This is a genomic window from Oleiphilus sp. HI0125, from assembly GCF_001635355.1.
The window spans coordinates 1-19,732 of the sequence record NZ_LWGF01000945.1 but is presented as its reverse complement, the minus strand read 5'-3'; the positions used below and the strand labels follow the sequence as shown (position 1 = coordinate 19,732).

Annotated in this window: 22 protein-coding genes; 17 read left to right on the top strand and 5 right to left on the bottom strand. The window is 43.9% G+C overall.

Annotation, left to right across the window (positions count from 1 at the left end; all coding sequences use genetic code 11):
* The 11 genes from urtC to A3762_RS16265 all read left to right on the top strand — a co-directional run.
* Positions 1-1,065: urea ABC transporter permease subunit UrtC (gene urtC, locus A3762_RS16315; RefSeq protein WP_068756656.1), on the top strand; the 1,065-nt coding region annotated here is incomplete at its 5' end.
* On the top strand, positions 1,062-1,898 hold the full coding sequence (gene urtD / locus A3762_RS16310; protein ID WP_068756653.1) for an urea ABC transporter ATP-binding protein UrtD: 837 nt from the start codon (positions 1,062-1,064) through the stop codon (positions 1,896-1,898). The genes urtC and urtD, both read left to right, overlap by 4 nt.
* 2 nt (positions 1,899-1,900) lie before the next feature.
* Positions 1,901-2,596 carry an urea ABC transporter ATP-binding subunit UrtE gene (gene urtE, locus A3762_RS16305; RefSeq protein ID WP_068756657.1) on the top strand — a complete coding sequence of 232 codons (696 nt, stop codon included), beginning with the start codon at positions 1,901-1,903 and terminating at the stop codon, positions 2,594-2,596.
* A gap of 34 nt (positions 2,597-2,630) precedes the next feature.
* Positions 2,631-3,518, top strand: a complete 888-nt coding sequence (locus A3762_RS16300; RefSeq protein WP_068756651.1) for an urease accessory protein UreD — start codon at positions 2,631-2,633, stop codon at positions 3,516-3,518.
* Positions 3,519-3,537: 19 nt separating this feature from the next.
* Entirely contained in the window at positions 3,538-3,840 is a 303-nt protein-coding gene (gene ureA, locus A3762_RS16295; RefSeq protein WP_068479118.1) for an urease subunit gamma, read from the top strand.
* An 8-nt stretch (positions 3,841-3,848) separates the two neighbouring features.
* Positions 3,849-4,154, top strand: coding sequence for an urease subunit beta (locus tag A3762_RS16290; RefSeq protein WP_068756649.1), 306 nt, complete (start codon positions 3,849-3,851; stop codon positions 4,152-4,154).
* An 11-nt stretch (positions 4,155-4,165) separates the two neighbouring features.
* Positions 4,166-5,872 (top strand): urease subunit alpha, encoded by a 1,707-nt coding sequence (gene ureC, locus A3762_RS16285; RefSeq protein WP_068756647.1) that lies wholly within the window; start codon positions 4,166-4,168, stop codon positions 5,870-5,872.
* A 17-nt stretch (positions 5,873-5,889) separates the two neighbouring features.
* On the top strand, positions 5,890-6,342 hold the full coding sequence (ureE, locus tag A3762_RS16280) for an urease accessory protein UreE (RefSeq protein WP_068756645.1): 453 nt from the start codon (positions 5,890-5,892) through the stop codon (positions 6,340-6,342).
* A gap of 15 nt (positions 6,343-6,357) precedes the next feature.
* On the top strand, positions 6,358-7,002 hold the full coding sequence (locus tag A3762_RS16275; protein ID WP_068756643.1) for an urease accessory protein UreF: 645 nt from the start codon (positions 6,358-6,360) through the stop codon (positions 7,000-7,002).
* A 1-nt stretch (position 7,003) separates the two neighbouring features.
* Positions 7,004-7,618: an urease accessory protein UreG gene (gene ureG, locus A3762_RS16270; protein ID WP_068481442.1), complete on the top strand. Its 615-nt coding sequence runs from the start codon at positions 7,004-7,006 to the stop codon at positions 7,616-7,618.
* Positions 7,619-7,799: 181 nt separating this feature from the next.
* Positions 7,800-8,960, top strand: coding sequence for a DUF6160 family protein (locus A3762_RS16265; RefSeq protein ID WP_068756641.1), 1,161 nt, complete (start codon positions 7,800-7,802; stop codon positions 8,958-8,960).
* 15 nt (positions 8,961-8,975) lie between these two features.
* Here A3762_RS16265 and A3762_RS16260 read toward each other — a convergent pair whose 3' ends face one another.
* Complete coding sequence (locus tag A3762_RS16260; RefSeq protein WP_068756640.1) at positions 8,976-9,590, bottom strand: riboflavin synthase; 615 nt, start codon at positions 9,588-9,590, stop codon at positions 8,976-8,978.
* An 84-nt stretch (positions 9,591-9,674) separates the two neighbouring features.
* On the opposite strand from A3762_RS16260, the gene A3762_RS16255 reads away from it, so the two are divergent.
* The 6 genes from A3762_RS16255 to A3762_RS16230 all read left to right on the top strand — a co-directional run bounded on the left by A3762_RS16255 (position 9,675) and on the right by A3762_RS16230 (position 14,692).
* A complete protein-coding gene (locus A3762_RS16255; RefSeq protein ID WP_068756638.1) occupies positions 9,675-10,502 on the top strand; it encodes a hypothetical protein in 828 nt (275 codons plus the stop codon).
* Between the two features lie 80 nt (positions 10,503-10,582).
* A complete protein-coding gene (locus A3762_RS16250) occupies positions 10,583-11,227 on the top strand; it encodes a TetR/AcrR family transcriptional regulator (protein WP_068473877.1) in 645 nt (214 codons plus the stop codon).
* A gap of 56 nt (positions 11,228-11,283) precedes the next feature.
* A complete protein-coding gene (locus A3762_RS16245; RefSeq protein WP_068756636.1) occupies positions 11,284-11,766 on the top strand; it encodes a L,D-transpeptidase in 483 nt (160 codons plus the stop codon).
* Positions 11,767-11,773: 7 nt separating this feature from the next.
* Positions 11,774-12,811, top strand: a complete 1,038-nt coding sequence (nagZ, locus tag A3762_RS16240; RefSeq protein ID WP_068756634.1) for a beta-N-acetylhexosaminidase — start codon at positions 11,774-11,776, stop codon at positions 12,809-12,811.
* A gap of 5 nt (positions 12,812-12,816) precedes the next feature.
* On the top strand, positions 12,817-13,953 hold the full coding sequence (locus tag A3762_RS16235; RefSeq protein WP_068756632.1) for a mechanosensitive ion channel family protein: 1,137 nt from the start codon (positions 12,817-12,819) through the stop codon (positions 13,951-13,953).
* A 1-nt stretch (position 13,954) separates the two neighbouring features.
* Positions 13,955-14,692: an S-methyl-5'-thioinosine phosphorylase gene (locus A3762_RS16230; protein WP_068756630.1), complete on the top strand. Its 738-nt coding sequence runs from the start codon at positions 13,955-13,957 to the stop codon at positions 14,690-14,692.
* A gap of 33 nt (positions 14,693-14,725) precedes the next feature.
* Here the strand turns inward: A3762_RS16230 and A3762_RS16225 are convergent, their stop codons facing one another.
* The 4 genes from A3762_RS16225 to A3762_RS16210 form a co-directional block, all read right to left on the bottom strand.
* A complete protein-coding gene (locus A3762_RS16225; protein WP_068756628.1) occupies positions 14,726-15,181 on the bottom strand; it encodes a YaiI/YqxD family protein in 456 nt (151 codons plus the stop codon).
* Positions 15,181-15,999, bottom strand: coding sequence for a CsiV family protein (locus A3762_RS16220; protein WP_068756626.1), 819 nt, complete (start codon positions 15,997-15,999; stop codon positions 15,181-15,183). The genes A3762_RS16225 and A3762_RS16220 overlap by 1 nt, the downstream gene beginning before the upstream one ends.
* A gap of 9 nt (positions 16,000-16,008) precedes the next feature.
* Positions 16,009-19,476 (bottom strand): transcription-repair coupling factor, encoded by a 3,468-nt coding sequence (gene mfd, locus A3762_RS16215; protein ID WP_082869190.1) that lies wholly within the window; start codon positions 19,474-19,476, stop codon positions 16,009-16,011.
* A gap of 44 nt (positions 19,477-19,520) precedes the next feature.
* The coding region (locus A3762_RS16210) for a glutathione S-transferase N-terminal domain-containing protein (RefSeq protein ID WP_197469316.1) at positions 19,521-19,732 on the bottom strand (212 nt) is incomplete at its 5' end.

Here is a 19,732-nt window from a genome sequence, read left to right as displayed (position 1 = left end):
TTTGATAAAGCGACAAAAATCTTTCTTGGAGTGCTTGCAGCGCTGACCTTCTTGGTTGTTATCTGTAACACCATGTTTGAGGCAGGCAGCGCACTGCATATTCCAACGTATACCGTTACTTTGTTGGGCAAGTATTTAACGTTTGCTCTTTTGGCTGTCGCGGTCGATTTGATTTGGGGTTACTTGGGTATTCTTAGCCTTGGTCATGGTGCATTCTTCGCTTTAGGCGGATATGCGATGGGCATGTATCTAATGCGTCAAATCGGTGATCGTGGTGTATACGGAGATCCAGTATTGCCTGATTTTATGGTGTTCCTAAACTGGAGTGAGCTGCCTTGGTTCTGGCACGGCTTTGACCAATTTTGGTTCGCCGCGCTTATGGTGGTTGTTGCCCCTGGTGTCTTAGCGTTCGTATTTGGTTGGTTAGCGTTTCGTTCTCGTGTGACTGGTGTATACCTTTCAATCATCACGCAAGCTTTAACCTTTGCTTTGATGCTCGCTTTCTACAGAAACGAGATGGGCTTTGGTGGCAATAACGGATTGACAGACTTTAAAGACATTTTAGGGTTTGATCTTCAGTCTGATGTGACAAGGCTGACCTTGTTTGGCTTGTCTGCCCTCGCGCTTGCATGCGGTTATATTGCTTGTCGATTTATTGTGACCTCGAAGCTTGGTCGTCTGGCGATGGCGATTCGGGATGCGGAATCAAGAACGCGCTTTATTGGGTACAAAGTTGAAAACTTTAAGTTATGGATTTGGACTTTTTCAGCAGCATTAGCAGGTATTGCAGGCGCGTTGTATGTGCCACAAGTTGGCATTATCAATCCGAATGAATTCTCTCCTTTGAATTCAATTGAGTTGGTTGTATGGGTGGCATTAGGCGGTCGAGCGACACTCTACGGCGCTGTTGTAGGGGCGATATTTGTTAACTATGCCAAAACATACTTTACCGGCGTACTTCCCGAAGTTTGGTTGTTTGCCCTGGGTGGCTTGTTTGTCGTGACCACAATATTTTTACCAAAAGGTGTGGCTGGTCTAATGGCGCGTAAGGAGGCTGCAGCATGAGCGATATGTTTACAGGCTACATAGATGCCGTCCGCCATAAGGATCGTGTATTCGATTTTGTCCAACCAATGGATAACCCGAAATTAAATGTGGATAAGGGTTGCATTCTATATCTCGAGGACGTGAGTGTTAGCTTTGATGGGTTTAAGGCTATTAACGACTTGAATCTATATATCAATGAGGGCGAGCTGCGCTGCATTATCGGTCCAAATGGTGCCGGTAAAACGACCATGATGGATATTATTACTGGTAAGACGCGCCCCGATACTGGCAGTGTTTATTTCGGGCAGAATATTAATCTACTCAACATGGATGAGCCTGAGATTGCAGAATCTGGGATCGGTAGGAAATTTCAAAAGCCTACAGTGTTTGAAGAGCTGAGTGTTTTTGAAAATCTAGAGCTAGCGATGGCAGGTAATAAGTCAGTTGTAGGGACTTTGCTAGCGAAGCTATCTGGTGAGCAACTAGATCTTATTGATGAGACCTTAACCTTGATTGGCTTGAAAGACGAGTCAATTAAACGGGCAGGATCATTGTCTCATGGCCAAAAGCAATGGCTTGAGATTGGGATGCTTATTATGCAAAAACCGAGATTATTGTTGGTTGATGAACCTGTAGCTGGAATGACTCACCAAGAGATGGATAGAACGGCAGAGCTTTTGATTTCATTAGAAGGAAAGCATTCCGTGGTTGTAGTAGAACACGATATGGATTTTGTGCGTTCAATCGCGAGAACCGTGACCGTATTGCATCAAGGTTCTGTGTTGGCCGAAGGGAGCATGGATGAAGTTCAAAATAATCCTAAAGTTAAAGAAGTGTATCTCGGAGAGTAATGATGCTTAGTATTTCGAATTTGAACCAATTTTATGGTGAAAGTCATACTCTTTGGGATCTCGATATTGAAATAGAAGAGGGTAAGTGCACCTGTCTGATGGGGCGCAATGGTGTTGGGAAAACCACCTTGCTTAACTGCGTAATGGGGCTTATCCAGCCAGCATCTGGGAGCATAAAGCTAGGAGATAAAGATTTAACTAGTTTGAGTGCGGAGCAGCGTGCGCCAAGTGGAATTGGATATGTACCTCAAGGGCGTCAGATATTTCCTATGCTTACAGTCGAAGAGAACCTTCAAATTGGATTGCCAATCCGCAAGGATAAAAAGAAGCAAATTCCTGACTTTATTTATGAACTCTTCCCTGTACTGCACGAAATGAAGCATCGACGAGGCGGAGATTTAAGTGGCGGCCAGCAACAACAGCTTGCTATTGGACGTGCGCTAGTGCTCGACCCAAAGCTACTGATTTTGGATGAGCCTACTGAAGGGATTCAACCGAATATTGTTCAGGAAATTGGCGATATCATTCGCAAACTAAACAAGGATATTGGGCTTACTGTACTTCTAGTGGAGCAAAAGCTTCCTTTTGTTCGTCGTACATCAGATAACTTCATAATCATGGATCGCGGCCGAAAAGTGGCTATGGGTGGTTTAGAAGAATTAAATGATGACTTGGTTAGGGAGTACTTAACGGTATAAACTACCTGCTCGCTTCGGTTTAAATTAAAGAAAGATGAATGCAGCAGTCCACAATCCTTTAGATGGCCTTTCAAGCTATGGTTCAGACCGTGCCTGGGAGGCTAATCTTCACCTATCTTATTCGTTAAAAAGTAACAGAACGATCGTCAGTAATATGCGGTTTAAAGGGCCTTTGCGCGTGCAGAGACCTTTTTATCCCGAGCAAGGACGATGTCACACCTACTTGCTTCACCCCCCGGGTGGGATGGTAAGTGGCGATAAAATCGATATTTCTGTTGATGTCAACGAAGGTGCGGAAAGTTTTATTACAACGCCTTCTGCCGGCAAACTTTATGGCGCAGACTCAGAAAACGTTGTTCAAACTCAAAATATAGAACTCAATGTTGCCGATAACGCGACCTTGGAGTTTCTTCCTCAAGAAAATATTTTATTCGATCGCGCAAACGGCAAGCTTTCCACGTCAATTAATCTTAGTAAATCTTCCAAATTTATTGCGTGGGATATGTTAAGTTTTGGGCGTCCTCATGGTGGGTACCATTTTAAGAGCGGCAGCTTAGACCAGCTCCTCCAAATTAAGATTGATGGCAAATTAGTTTTACATGAGGGATTTAAGACGGATGACGATCTAACAATACTATCTAGCCCAGTCGGCATGATGGGGCACCTTCATATGGGCAGTTTGTTTATCGTCGTACCGGAGAAAATAGAACATTATGTAGCTTGGACGGAGCAGGCGAGAGAGCTACTCGTTAATGATGAAACACTCCGCATGGCCGCAACGCAGCGTAACGGCGTATTGATGATTAGGGCGCTCAGCGATGATATTGAGATGCTTAGAAACGCATTTATAAAAGTATGGCAAGGGTTGCGTTTAGCAGTGCTAGAACAAGAACCAGTTATGCCGAGAATATGGCTTACCTGACTTAACAAGGAATTTTACTATGGAACTCAGTCCGAGAGAAAAAGACAAATTGTTGATTTTTACCGCTGCACTTGTTGCCGAGCGTAGGCTCGCACGAGGCGTAAAGCTAAATTACCCTGAGGCGGTCGCACTTATTTCTGCTGCGATTATGGAAGGTGCCAGAGACGGTAAAACGGTCGCGGAGTTGATGAGCGAAGGGCGCCAGATTCTTTCTAGTAACGATGTGATGGATGGCATTGCTGACCTACTACATGAAGTACAGGTTGAAGCGACTTTTCCTGATGGAACGAAACTTGTTACTGTCCATAACCCGATTGTTTAGGAGCGAACATGAAGCTTGGTGAGTATTTTATTAAAGAAGGCGAGATCGAGCTTAATGCTGGTCGACCCGTTACTGAGATTAAGGTGGCCAATACGGGTGATAGACCTATTCAAGTTGGCTCTCACTATCATTTTGCAGAGACAAATTTGGCGCTTGAATTCGATCGTAACGAAGCTAAAGGGAAGCGCTTAGATATACCAGCTGGTACTGCAGTTAGATTTGAACCAGGTCAGTCGCGTACTGTTAACCTAGTGGAATTTGCCGGTAAAAAAGAGATATATGGCTTCCGTGGTGATGTGATGGGTAAGGTATAGGGAGATTTATAATGAGTAAAATTTCAAGAGAAGCCTATGCCAATATGTTTGGCCCCACGACTGGTGACCGAGTCCGCCTAGGCGATACCGAAATTATTATTGAAGTTGAGAAAGATTACACGGTATATGGCGATGAAGTTAAGTTTGGCGGCGGCAAGGTCATTCGTGATGGTATGGGGCAAAGTCAGGCTATGTCTGATGAAGTCGCCGATACCGTTATTACTAACGCGCTCGTTCTTGATCATTGGGGTATAGTTAAAGCTGATGTGGCGATAAAAAATGGTCGTATTTGGGCAATTGGTAAAGCTGGCAATCCTGATACACAAGAAGGTATCACAATTAATGTCGGCCCAGGGACAGAAGTTATTGCTGGCGAAGGGCAGATTCTAACTGCTGGCGCTGTTGATGCACACATTCACTTCATTTGTCCTCAACAAGTCGAAGAAGCATTAATGTCTGGTACGACAACCATGCTCGGCGGAGGAACAGGGCCTGCTACGGGTACTAATGCAACTACTTGTACACCTGGTCCGTGGCATATTGAAAGCATGATGAAAGGTACTGACGACCTTCCAATGAACTTTGGGTTCTTAGGTAAGGGAAATGTCAGTCAGCCAGAACCTATTGCTGAACAGATCAAGGCTGGGGCATTTGGGCTTAAACTACACGAGGATTGGGGTACTACGCCGCAGTCTATCGATAACTGTTTGTCTGTTGCAGAAGAATATGACGTTCAGGTTGCTATCCATACGGACACTTTGAACGAATCCGGATTTGTCGAAGATACCATCGCTGCATTCAAAGGGCGTGGCATTCATACGTATCACACTGAGGGGGCGGGCGGTGGTCATGCTCCAGATATTATCAAGGCGTGTGGCTATGAAAACGTTTTGCCTTCGTCTACGAATCCAACAAGACCTTATACGATCAACACTATCGATGAACACTTAGATATGTTGATGGTGTGTCATCACTTAGATCCTAATATTCCAGAAGACGTTGCCTTTGCTGATTCGCGTATTCGTAAAGAAACTATTGCCGCTGAGGATATTTTGCATGACCTAGGTGCGTTTTCTATGATTGCATCAGACTCTCAAGCGATGGGTCGTGTCGGTGAAGTGATTAGTCGAACTTGGCAAACTGCACATAAAATGAAAGTTCAGAGAGGTTTGCTTAAGGAAGATCAGGACCTAGGTTGCGATAACTTTCGAGCGAAACGATACATTACCAAATATACGATTAATCCAGCAATTACGCATGGTATTGCGCATGAGGTCGGTAGCATTGAAGTGGGTAAGCTTGCTGATTTGGTCTTGTGGAAGCCGGCGTTTTTCGCGACCAAGCCTAGCTTAATTCTAAAAGGTGGAGCGATTGCCGCAGCACCAATGGGTGACCCGAACGCTTCGATTCCAACGCCGCAGCCAGTGCATTATCGCCCAATGTTTGCCGCAATGGGGCGATCCGTTAATGCAACGAGCGTAACTTTTGTATCTCAGGCCGCATACGATGCGAACATAAAAGAAAAGTACGGTTTAGCGCGTCGCCTAGAGCCATGTAAATCGGTTCGCACGGTTAAAAAGCAAGATATGATTCATAACGCTGAAATGCCTGTCGTAGAGGTAGATCCACAGAATTATGAAGTGCGAGCGGATGGAGTTTTGCTGCATTGTGAGCCCTTAGCTGAATTACCATTGGCTCAGCGCTTTTTTTTATTTTAGGTAGTAAATAATTACAAATGTTAGAAGTAGATAAAAAGCACCATCATCACGGTGAACTTACTCGCGAGATCACGCATACAGTCGTACTTGATTACGATCAAAGATCTAAAGGACGATTGAAAGCGGTAACAACCGCTGGGCAGGATATCGGCCTATTTTTAGAGCGGGGCAAAGTCCTGAGAAATGGCGATATTCTCGAGACTAAAGATGGTGAACTCGTTCTTGTTCAATCTGCCAAAGAGAACTTGATCGAAGGATCATGTGACGATTGGTTGGTTTTCAGCAAATGCTGTTATCACTTGGGCAATCGACATGTGCCTATTCAAATCGATAAATTAAGCCTGCGTATGCGGCCTGATTACATATTAGAAGAAATGATGCAGCAGCTAGGGCTATCTACGAAGACTGTAGAAGCTGGGTTTGACCCTGAGTCAGGCGCCTACGCCGGTGGCCATCATCACCATCATTAAGAGAGTAATATTAAAATGATCGGCTTACTGTATTTGGCTAGCCCGACTCTGCCCATAGGGTCGTTTGCCTATTCTCAGGGGCTTGAGAAAGTCATTGAGACGGAGCGAGTGAGCGATCGTGAAAGCTTGCGCGCTTGGTGTTTTGATTATATTCGACTCGGTCTTTGTCAGCTCGATATTCCTTTGCTAAGTAAGTTATATCACGCTTTGGAAAACGAAGATCAGAGCGAATTTGAAGATTTGAATGAGCTCGTTTTCGCTAGTCGTGAAACAAGTGAACTGTATAGCGAGGAGCTTAATCTTGGGCAAAGTCTTCGGCGTTTGATCCGCACTCAAGACGCTATTACGAGTTTGCCTATAGTAATGCCTTCGAAACCAAGTTTCCTAGCTGCGTACGCGTATGCTGCAAAAGGTTTAGGTTTGTCTATTAATGAGCTTAAGGTGGCCTTTCTCTGGAGTTGGTTAGAAAACCAGGCCGCAGTTGCTTGTAAGGCTATCCCTCTTGGTCAGACTGACGCGCAGTCTATATTACTTGAGTCTCGAGAGCTTATCGAAAGGTCTATTTCTGCGGGTGAGGGCGAAGTATATGGCTCCTTGCCTGGGCAAGTTATTTTTAGTGCGCTGCACGAAACCCAATATTCAAGATTATTTAGGAGTTAACATGACCACACAGTGTTTGCGTGTTGGAATCGGAGGGCCTGTTGGCTCAGGCAAAACGGCCTTATTAAAAAACCTTTGTTCGGAGTTACGTCATCGTTACAACATGGCAGTCGTAACAAACGACATCTACACGAAAGAAGACGCTCAGTTTTTATTACGTCATGAAGCGCTAGACGAAGATAGGATTATGGGCGTTGAGACTGGTGGTTGTCCGCATACCGCAATCCGCGAAGACGCTTCAATGAATCTTGCTGCGATCGATGAATTACAAGATAAGCATGAAGGCTTGGAACTTGTTTTCGTTGAAAGCGGTGGCGATAACCTGAGTGCAACATTCAGCCCAGAGTTATCCGATCTAACTATTTATGTAATCGACGTTTGTGCTGGGGATAAAATTCCACGTAAAGGTGGTCCGGGCATTACGAAATCTGATTTATTGATTATCAATAAAATCGATGTCGCAGAGCAGGTAAATGCTTCACTAGAGGTAATGGATCGCGATGCCAAAGCTCAGCGCGGAGATAAACCTTTTATTTTTACAAACATGAATGCCAAGCATGGGCTAGATGAAATCATCAGCTTTATTCAGGATAAAGGAATGCTGCGTCCAGCCTAAAATGATATAGGTCAATTTTGAAACTATTTATCCCATTTCAAACTGAGACTTGCATCACGCATGGTCTCAGTTTGCGTTTTATAGCGTAGAAAAAATACGCTTTTTAATGTTAAAGTTTGTAACACGTTTTGCTCTATGTGAGCTATTTAATAAAAACAACCTAACAGCAGAGTAGTCCGTCATGTCGATCAGCACGACATTCCGAAAATTGCTAGTTCCTTTTACCTGTGCGCTAACGAGTGCCTTTCCGCTATTTTCTTTCGCTGAACTCAGAGCACTTGAAAATGAGGAAATGCAAGATATTCGTGGTCAGGCGGGCTTGACCATTGATATCGAAACTAAGTACACAATCGCGGAATTCGAATATGTAGATGCCGGTAGCATCTTCATGAGGGACTTAGCTTTTGAAGGTATCGACGGAGGCTTGGTCGACAATATCAGGGCTACGGTTGATATCTCGGGGCCAAATGAACGACTAGCTATGGGCTTTTCGGACTATGCTTTATGGGCGGCTATGGGTTTTCTGGATCCCACTGAGGAGGACGTGGAGTGGGCCCTGAGCGAATACGCCGACGCGTCTACCGGCACTATTGGTAAAGAAGTTGGTGACGGCGATCTGCTAATTCATGTGGGTGCTACAGATTACGGTTTAATCGATTTTACTGCGACTTCGCCGGTTCGAGATAGTGCTGAGTATGCTGAAAATTTAGATAAAATGAAAAATGCTATTGACTTCAAAATGGTTCAAGGTGAATTTGGTATTCGGTCTTCTGACGGGGATGTTGAGACTGTATTAACAAGCAATTTATCTATCGAAGCATACTTGGGGTACGTGGATATATTGATAAAAAATAACGGTAATGGTTTTTCTCAAACAGACGAGGTCGGAGAGCCCGATGGAATTCGGTTGGGAGATTCCCATATTTATATTGACACTAAATTTAGAGTTGAAGATTTAGACGTGGATAGTACCAACAATGTTCAAAACCCGGCCGTCCCTCAACAAGCTAAGAACCCTTATCTGACTATTCGCGATATGCGAATTCATAACGAGCGTGGTGCTGATACTCTCGGTTATTTCGGTTTTGCGAGCGTTGAGAAGAAGATCGCTGCAGCGAAAGATATTATACCTCAATATGACAGTTTGATTCAGGATGCTAGCGCAGGCACGTTAACTAGCATACAAGATATTGGGTCTGACGGTATTTCCATCTATGATATAAATATTCGTTGGGACTGGGACTTGCCTCACATCCAATTCGGAGATACGAATCAAACGATTGGCGAAGTTTATTTCACTGATTTTGTGATAGGCACCAGTTTGACCATCTCCGCTCACTAAATATAAGGGGATCAATTATTGATCCCTTTTCAAGTATCTCTCTACCGTATCGACTATTGCTTGAGTTTGAGGGTCGATCTCTAAGTTTACTATGTCCCCTTCGGACATCGTTCCAAAGGTCGTCATATTAAGCGTTTCAGGTATCAAATAGACGCTAAACTGATCCGTTACTCCTGATCCAATAGTTAAACTACATCCATTAAGGCCAACGAAACCTTTTGGCAAAACGTATTTTTGCAGCTTATCTGAGATGCTAAATACTAGCTCGCAATTGGTTTCCGTTTCTATGCGCTTAAGAAGAGTGACTGTGTCTGAGATGTGGCCAGACATCACGTGCCCGCCGATCTCCTTTCCAAAGGTGGCAGCGCGTTCATAGTTAACGCTATCTGATATGTTAAGCATATTAAGATTTGTAACGGACAATGTTTCGATCATCACATCAAACTTTGCAATTGAGCTTGTTATAGAGTATTCGGTTACTGTTAGGCATACGCCGTTAAGAGAAATACTTGCTCCTTGTTGAAGCCCTTTTAGTGCGTCAGTGGGAAACTCAACCTTAAAGCGTTTCAAATCTTCAAAGTTTTCTATATCTATAATCTTGGCTTTGCCTTGTACGATTCCTGTAAACATTAGTCCTCTCAAATCGCGTTAATTTGCTAAAGTTTTTGTCGGTTACGCCGATAACATTGGCAAATTTACAGAAGGATTTATCGCTTGTCTAAAGTTAATCATGGAGAGGGTCGTGCAAGTACTCGAGATGATGTTTCTTCGTTGGCTAGCAACCCTGATACGAAAAAAGATATTCCTGATAAAGCGCATGGTCAAAACCCACCACTAGGCGAAACTAAGAGCCGCAGTGGAGATGCTTCTGCAAGTTATAGTTCGCATGATCCGGATACGAATAGACCTAAGTCATTACTAAGCTCTCCTGTAGACGAAGCAACTCAACACGATATAGCGATGCAACAAAGGCTATTGGCAAGTTGCGAAAGAGTAAATCTGTTGAGCATGCCTTCCTTAACGCTTGATGATTACCCGAACAATTGGGAGTTTGATCAAGCTAAGAAAATGCGTGATATTTTTTTGATGGGTGGGAGCGTTTCGCTCGGTGCCTTTATCGTCGCGTTGACAGGCATCGTTCACCCAGTAATTGCTGGGATCTCTTTCGGCGTTTTTGTGCTGTGTTGTGTATTGGCATTCACTAGTCTTCAAAGCATTGTGACTGGCAGAGCGACACTTTATGAGCTGGCGGCGAAACGAAACCTCTTGGTGTCCCAGGCAAGATCACATGTTCAATTTCTTGAGGGTGTGAGTGGCTTAGCCTGGCGTTGCTCAGCACTCGGTCGTTACAATCGACATCTATATAACAATCAATTTAACGTTCTAATCCAATATTCAAAAGCTAATCAGCTTCATCGTGTGTTGAGCAGCCCACGCCATTTTCGCCTCTATGCGCAGTTCGTCGTTGAAGCACAGCGCGCTTATAAAAAACTGCAAACGATTTATTTGAGCGAGGGCGGGGAAATTAATTTGTCACCTTAGACAAATTAACAAGGCAATTCTTGACAGCTTGCGTGGTCAAACGTATGTTTGAAACAGTTGTTTAGAATAGATTATCTTAAATGCCTCAATTAGAAACCGTTGACAAAATCTTAGATGCTGCTGAACTCCTTTTCGCCGAAAAAGGTTTCTCTGAAACGTCCTTAAGAATGATTACTAGCAAGGCTAACGTCAACTTAGCGGCTGTAAACTATCACTTTGGCTCAAAGAACGCGTTGATTCAGGCTGTTTTTTCTCGCTTTCTTGGTCCTCTCAGTAAGATTATGGAAGATACCTCAAAAGAACATGGCTGGGGGAAGGATAATATTCCTAGCCTAGAGGATATCTTAAAACTGTACATGCATAGCCTGCTAAAGATTCCTAGCAGTCACGAAAATGGTGTTGCGGTATTTATGCGCTTAATGGGCTTGGCATATACTCAGTCGCAAGGGCACCTGCGTCTTTACTTAGAGCAAGAGTACGCTAAGACATTTAGACTCTTTCTAGAACTTGTGCGTTTGAGTACGCCAGAGCTAAGCACTAAAGAGCGTTTTTGGCGTACACAATTCACTTTGGGCTCGATCGCATTTACGATGTCGAGCATTCAGCCATTAACTGAAATTCTAGAAAATAGTAAAGACGCGAAGGCTAATCCTGAGGAAATCGTTGATCTAATTGTTCCATATATGTTGGCGGGGATAACCGCTCCAGCAATGGACGTTAATTAACTCGATTAGATCTTGTTGTATTGCTAATCTTTTTTCGACTTTAAGAGGTTAGCTAAATGATTCAACGCATTCTCATATTTCTATCCAAGCAAGAACTTCATAGTTTTGACTTAGACGGAAACCGCACAGTTTATCCAGTCTCTACTGCGAAGAATGGCAGCGGTCAACTTGAAGGTTCTTTTTGTACCCCGCTCGGATATCACATTGTTAAGCACAAAATCGGTCACCAGCTTTCCCGCGATACGGTGTTTGAGGCGCGAACCCCACAAATAAAGTCATTTACTGAAGCTCGATATCTAGCTGAACCTGATGAAGACTGGATATTGTCACGCATACTATGGTTGAGCGGCTGCGAGCCAGGCTTCAACCGTCTAGGAGAGGTTGATAGCAAGAATCGTTATATTTATATCCACGGTACTCCTGATCAAGAGCCAATTGATCGGCCGTTGTCACATGGGTGCATTCGGATGCGTTGTGATGATGTAATTACATTGTTTGATCAGACTCCAATTTATACACAAGTACAGATACAGAATTAATACGACTATGAATCAGACCCCGCTCGGCCCAGTGATGTTAGACATCGAAGGCTTGCAACTCTCCGATCGCGAAACTCAGTTGATACAAAATACGCAAGTAGGCGGATTAATTCTATTTACACGTAACTTTGATTCTAAGTCGCAGCTTGTCACGCTCGTTAACGAAATCCGTGACGCGCGCCCGAATATCTTAATTGCTGTGGATCATGAAGGTGGACGAGTACAGCGATTTCGTGATGGGTTTACGCATATACCGCCAATGGCGAGACTAGGTGAACTTTATTCTGTTGAACCAGAACGTGGACTTTCATATGCTCGTGAACTTGGCTGGTTAATGGCAAGCGAATTAATAGACATAGATATTGATATAAGTTTTGCGCCAGTACTAGATATCGACGATGGCATCTCGGCAGTCATAGGTGATCGTTCTTTTTCGTCAGATCCTCATGTTTTGTCTGTTCTTGCCAAAGCATTTATGGAGGGGATGCACGATGCAGGTATGGCTACGACGGGTAAACATTTTCCTGGGCATGGAGCGGTCGCTGCTGACTCCCATGTTGCAATACCAATCGATGAGCGTTCGAAAGATGATATTTTTGCGCGTGACTTAAAAGTCTTTGCTGATCTAGCACAGGACGGAATGGATGCAGTTATGCCTGCGCACGTAATTTATCCGTCAGTCTCCCCCGAACCAGCTGGTTTCTCAAAAACATGGATACAGCAAATTTTGAGACAGGAGCTACACTTTGATGGTGTTGTCTTTAGCGATGATCTTACGATGGAAGGCGCTAGTGTTGCAGGCTCATTTTTAGATCGCGCTAAGGCAGCTCTTCAGGCAGGGTGCGATATGATCTTAGTGTGTAATAACTCAGAAGCGGCTGAGCAGATTGTGTTAGAAGCTGATTTGTCGGATTACTCTGATGTTTCACGCACGCGTATTAATAAGATGCGTAAGCGTATTGTTGAAAATCGATCCACTCTAATAGAGTCTGTGCGTTGGCAGAATGCTCAAGAAATCGTCAAGAATATAAATAATAAGGTGTAAGCTAAATGGATTTTCTGGAGTCTAGTAATCAGTTTCTAGCCGACCTTGGATATACGAATTCCGGTGTGCGTAGTGTCATTGAAATTTTCGCTGTTGTCGTACTCACAGCATTAGCAAGTTATATTTCAAAACGAATATTCAAAAGAGTCGAAATCCAGTTCACCAAGACGGAGAATTTATGGGACGATGCATTACTACACGCAGCAAGACGTCCTGTCTCCCTTGGTATCTGGATCGTCGGCCTTTCCATGGCGGCATATACTGCCGATCAATACTCAAACGTAGTTGTTTTCGATTTTGTTGAGCCAATTCAGCGTATCGGGGTTATCTTCTGTCTAACTTGGTTCGTAGTAGGGTTTATTGCGCAAACAGAAACCTTGCTTATCGATCCAGATAGAGTTGAGGAGCCTATCGATGAAACTACTGTGCACGCATTGGGTAAACTTCTTCGGGCTTCGATTATTATCACTGCAGTTCTCGTTGTTTTACAGACATTAGGTTTCAGTATTAGTGGTGTATTAGCCTTTGGTGGTATTGGCGGCATTGCTGTTGGTTTTGCGGCGAAAGACTTGCTAGCGAACTTCTTCGGCGGGCTGATGATCTATTTGGACAGACCGTTCAAAGTTGGCGAATGGATTCGCTCTCCTGATCAAGAAATTGAAGGTACCGTAGAGAAAATCGGTTGGCGTTTAACGACAATTCGAACCTTTGATAAGCGACCGCTATACGTACCAAACCAGGCATTCGCAAATATTTCAGTACAAAACCCATCACGTATGAGTCACCGTCGAATCTATGAAAAAATTGGCGTCCGTTATGACGACTCTGATCAGCTCGAGAACATTGTTGCTAAGGTTAAGGCGATGCTTAAGAAGCATCCTGATATCGATACTAAGCAAACATTAATTGTAAATTTTGACTCGTTTGGCGCGTCATCTCTCGACTTCTTTATCTATACGTTTACGAAGACGACTGACTGGATTGAGTATCATTCAGTGAAGCAAGATGTTCTTGTTCAAGTTATAAACATTATTGAAGGTGAGGGCGCCGAGTTCGCATTCCCTACATCGACAGTCCACCTTCCAGAACTTACTTCAAGCGGTTTGCAGTTGATGCCGTCTCAGCCTACAAACGAAGGTTAATATGCACGCAATTATTGGTGGAACCGGCTTAAACCAACTTGGTAACTTTGAGCTAAAAGAAGACTGCAATCTTGATACTCCATACGGTGCGCCGAGTGGAATATTTCAAAAAGGAACCCTCGCAGGAAAAGATATTGTTTTTTTAGCACGTCACGGGCAACCACATAACATTCCTCCACATAAGATTAACTATCGTGCAAACATGCATGCTTTAATGCAGCTAGGCGTTAAAGATGTTGTAGCCATCAACGCGGTTGGCGGGATACATAGTCATATGCCACCCACGGCGCTGGCAGTGCCAGATCAAATTATCGATTACACATGGGGAAGGCAGCATACGATATATGATGGTAGTGACGGTAAACTTGGTCATATCGACTTTACTGAACCTTACACACAGTCGATCAGAAAGGGTTTAATCACCGCTGCTCGCGATCAGAACATCGATATCTTACCTTGCGGGGTGTATGCCGCTACTAACGGCCCTCGTCTCGAAAGTGCAGCAGAGGTGATGCGAATCAAGCAAGATGGTGGTGACATGATCGGCATGACTGGTATGCCTGAAGCGTCGCTCGCGATTGAGCTTGAATTAAATTACGCCTGCCTTGCTGTGAGTGTAAATTGGGCTGCTGGGTTACATGGCTTAGAAGCCATAACGATGGAAGAAATCAGAGAGGCTTTAGAGTCAGGTATAAAATCTGTTGAGGCTATTTTAAGTCAGTACCTATCTACAACCTAATGCCTGTTTAATCCACTGTAGATGGCCGCTCCCTTACTTTGGGATCTTCGCTAGCCATCTATCTAAGACATTAGCGAAATCCTGTATTTCTCGAGGACCTAGCGCTTTTGGACCTCCCGTTTGAACTCCGCTTGAACGCATCGTCTCTAGAAAATCTCTCATATTTAAGCGCTGCTTAATATTTTCCTTGGTCAGGCTTTGTCCCCGAGTATTAATGACTTTTGCGCCCTTAGTAAGCACCGCGTCAGCCAATGGAATATCTTGAGTAATCACCAAATCATTAGGTTCAGATTGTTCTTCAATCAGATCGTCTGCCACGTCAAATCCAGTCGAAACTGTGACGCTTTTAACCTGCGGATAACCTGAGGGAATCGGAATGTGATGATTTGCTACGAACGTAATCTCAATGCCGGTTCGCTTCGACGCACGAAGTAGAATTTCTTTTATTGCCTTTGGGCAGGCGTCGGCATCAACCCATATCATCGCCATTATGGATATTCCGGAAGCTTCAATTTTGAAATAGTGACGATCAGGCCTAAGTAGGGGTGATCTAAATAGTGAATCTCATTGTTTTTGATTCGCCTACTTTGATTGAAGTTAAAAGACTTAATAACAATTTCACCGTTATCTTCTTGCACGCCGCCACTAGCTAGATCTTCATCTGAGATGAATAGCAATTGAGAAAATGAAGCCTTCTGGAAAGGATCTTGAAGGTAGTCGATTAATGAGTAGTAAGAGACTGGCCGCTTAAACATGTAATCTAGATCGATCTCGGCGTGCATATATCGCGATCGACGGATCGTAAGTTCGCCGTAAAATTCTTCAAATCCGAACATCTGTTTTGCATCGTTATTTTCAGACAAATCTGTTGGTTCTTCCAAGTCGATATTGGAGCCCGTCAAAATAATAGGAAGTGTTCTAGTGTCGTTATCGATCTCTTGTTGCCATGCGCCTCTAGCTAAAATATCAATGCCTTTCTCATCAAACTGGCGTGGAATATCAATAAGGCGTTGATCTTCTTTCTGAGGCTGTAGTAATTGAGTTGCGGTTAGCGAAGAATAAAGATACTCGTACAAGAAATTATTAGAGCTGCTAGGTTCAATTGGCGTTCGCACTTTCTCAAAAACCAAAACCTCAAGATCAGGGTTTTGTTGCTTGAATAATACAAACTCAATTTGATATCTATCGATAGGTTTTTCGATAGCGTCTTGGTCTAGGGGAGCTTCTTCAGCGAATATGGGGCTGCTGAGGATAAAGGTCGTAGCGCATAACAGTGCTTTGAATGGTAACCCAATACGTAAACTCAAAATATATCCTTAGCGATTATGCGCCGGTTGTGCCAATGTCTTAAGCAGCGATTTGATTTCTTCAATCTTCTGGTCGGCTATAGTTGCTTTGAGCTCAAATCGTAACTTACTCGCGCCTTCGAGGCGATATATATGCGGAGATTTTTGAACGAGCTGAACCAATGTTAATGGGTCAATGTCGGTTGTTTTGCCAAACTCCAACGACCCACTAGTTGCGCCGGCATCGACCTTCACAATGCCAAGCTTCTCTGCTTGGAGTTTCAATTCTGTCTGACGTAATAAGTTTTTGCTCGGTTCGGGTAACAAACCAAAGCGATCGATCATTTCGATTTGCAAGTCTTTCAATTCGTCATTGTTTTTACAGCTAGAGATGCGTTTGTAGAGCACAAGTCGTGAATGCACGTCAGGCAAGTAATCATCTGGTATCAATGCAGGTATTCGAAGATTTACCTCTGTACCATGCATCGCTTCTTCTATATTGAGCTCTTTGCCGTCTTGAAGTGATTGAACAGCCTGCTCTAGAAGCTCCATGTACAGAGAGAAGCCAACACTTTGAATTTGCCCGCTTTGCTCTTCGCCCAGCAATTCACCTGCGCCTCTAATTTCTAAGTCGTGCGTTGCTAGCATAAAGCCAGAGCCCAATTCTTGAGCTGCTGTAATCGCTTCTAAACGTTTTTCAGCATCGCGAGTCAGTCGTTTTTCTGCTGGCGTCAATAAATATGCATAAGCCTGATGATGAGATCGACCTACGCGCCCGCGCAATTGATGAAGTTGAGCTAGGCCAAACTTATCTGAGCGGTCGATGATTATGGTGTTTGCATTTGGAATATCGATGCCCGTTTCAATGATTGTTGAGGAAACGAGAACATTGAAGCGTTGGTGGTAGAAGTCTGACATTGCTTGCTCAAGCTCGCGCTCACGCATTTGCCCATGTGCGAAACCAACACGAGATTCAGGTATGAGTTTTTGCAAGAACTCGACTTCTTTTTCGATATTCTTGACATCATTGAATAAGTAATAGACTTGGCCGCCGCGCAGTATTTCACGCAGTACAGATTCACGTATCAAAGCATCTTGCTTTTGCCTTACGAAGGTCTTAACTGATAAACGTTTCGCTGGTGGTGTTGCGATAATCGATAAATCACGCACACCACCCATCGCCATATTCAATGTTCGAGGAATTGGGGTTGCCGTTAATGTGAGTATATCTACTTCGGCACGTAGAGCTTTGAGTTTCTCTTTTTGTTGCACCCCGAACCTGTGCTCTTCATCGATGATTAGTAAGCCCAAGTTCTTAAACTTAATGTTTCCTTGAATCAGCTTATGCGTGCCGACGAGGATATCGACTTCACCTGATTCAACACGCTCCAAAACTTTGCCTTGTTCTTTTGCAGTTTTAAAACGAGAAATCAGCTCTACATTTACTGCCGTATCTGCAAACCGATCTAGAAAACTTTGATAATGCTGTTGTGCGAGCAGGGTAGTAGGGACTAAAACAGCGACCTGCTTGCTAGAGTAACTCGCGATGAATGCAGCACGCATTGCGACCTCGGTTTTGCCAAAGCCGACATCCCCACAGACCAATCGATCCATAGGCTGATCTTTAGTCATATCCTGAACTACAGCGTTGATTGCAACTGCTTGGTCCGGAGTTTCTTCAAAAGGAAAGCCTGCGCAAAAGGCGCGATAGGCTTGTTTCGGGTGACTGTATTTGAAGCCTTTTTTTGCTGCGCGCTTTGCGTAGACTTCGAGTAACTCAGCTGCAGTGTCGCGTATTTTCTCTAGAGCTTTTTGCTTAGTCGTGCTCCAGCGATCTGTTCCAAGTTTGTGTAATGGTGCGAGTGACTCATCTGTACCACTATACCTAGAAATTAAATTTAATGACGCAATTGGTACGTAAAGCTTTGAGCCACTATCGTATTCGAGCGTAAGAAACTCATCTGTCATTCCGTCAACAGAGATTGTTTCGAGGCCCTTGTAACGCCCAACGCCGTGATCAATATGAACTACTGGCGCACCTACGCGTAGCTCTGTGAGACTTTTCACAAAGTTATCTTGTGACTCTGCTGAGGTGCGCCGCTTATAGGTTTGGCGAACGAGTTGGCCGAAAAGCTCGGTTTCCGTTACAACTGCCATCGAATCGTCACCAAGAATAAATCCTGACTCAATTGGACCTACGACGAGAGATAGGCCGCTAGAATCCGAATCACAGGTATCTTGCCATGTTTGCGAATGTTCAAATTCAATTTGATGATCTTTAAACAAATCTTGTAATGACTCTCTGCGACCGGCGCTTTCCGAAATAACGATTAATTTCCCCGGAAAGTCTTTCTGAAATTCTTTTATTCGAAAAGCAGGAATGTCCAAACGATCATCAATCGTCAGATCAGGAAGATCTTTCGCGTTAGCAACAAACCCATGATCTGAACGGGTGTTGTTTGTATCGAGCTCAATACGTTGAAGCTTGTTGATTTCACTGAAACATTCATCCGCAGCAAGAAACAGCGTATGAGGCGCTAGGATAGGTTGCTGAACATCGTGGCGCCTATCTTCATAGCGTTCGTTAATTTCGGCCCACACAGCTTTTAAAGTATCGTCAAAGCCTGCGTTAAAGATTAGCTGTGTGCTATCAGGTAAATACTCAAATAGCGAAGTCATCGATTCAAAAAACAACGGTGCATAGTACTCAATGCCGTGCGGTTTAATGCCTTCTTTGATGTCGCGTAGTATTGGCGCGCTGAAGCTTTTCTCATCGAACTGGTCTAGCCAACGATTACGAAATGCAAGCCTAGAAGCTCTGTCCCACGGAAATTCGTGCGCAGGCAGTAGTTCGATACTCTTTAGCTTTTCTTTGGATCTTTGCGTTTCTGGATCGAAACTTCGAAGGCTTTCAATTTCGTCGTCAAATAACTCTATACGAATTGGAAATTCGCTACCCATTGGGTAGACATCAAATATTGAACCACGAACTGCATACTCACCGTGCTCATAGACGGTATCGACATGGCGGTAGCCAACCTGCTCGAGCGAGCGTCGGTAATCATCGGGATTAAACCGACCATCTATTTGCAAAGACAGCGAATTAGCGGCAATGAAGTCAACGGGCGGCAAGCGCTGAAGCAGGGTCTGAACAGGCACTACCAATACGCCATTTTGCATACTGCGCAACGCCGCTAAGGTCGATAGACGCTGAGAAATAATGTCTTCGTGGGGAGAAAAATTGTCATAGGGTAAGGTCTCCCAGTCTGGAAGAATAAATGCCTTACCGCTTTCACTTCCGTCGCCTAAAAATTCCAAGGCCTTCACCAAGGCGTTTGCTTCTTGCATATCATTGGTAATGACTAAGGTCAGGCTTTTTTGCTTGTTTTGAATGATTTCGCTAATCAGATAGGGCTTGGCGTTTTGGTAGCAAGCGATACGATTAGCTTGTGACGTTGAGTCACTAAAAAGATCTGAGTTGACCAGAATGTTTTTCATTGATGCCTTGGAGCGATTAAAAAGTTAGAGCAATAAAAATAGAGTTACTTCGCGTATTGCTGATTTAAATAATCGACAATCTTTGCAGATTCAAAAAGGTTTTTATCTGTATTGGGGTCGACAAGAAATGGGACCTGAACGTTGCCCCATTTTTCTAAAAATGCCTCACGTTTTGATTCTGGAACAGGGCGGTATTCACCGCGATGAAAACGAAATTTAGCAGGGCCCATATCCGCTTTTTGCTGCTTACCAAGAT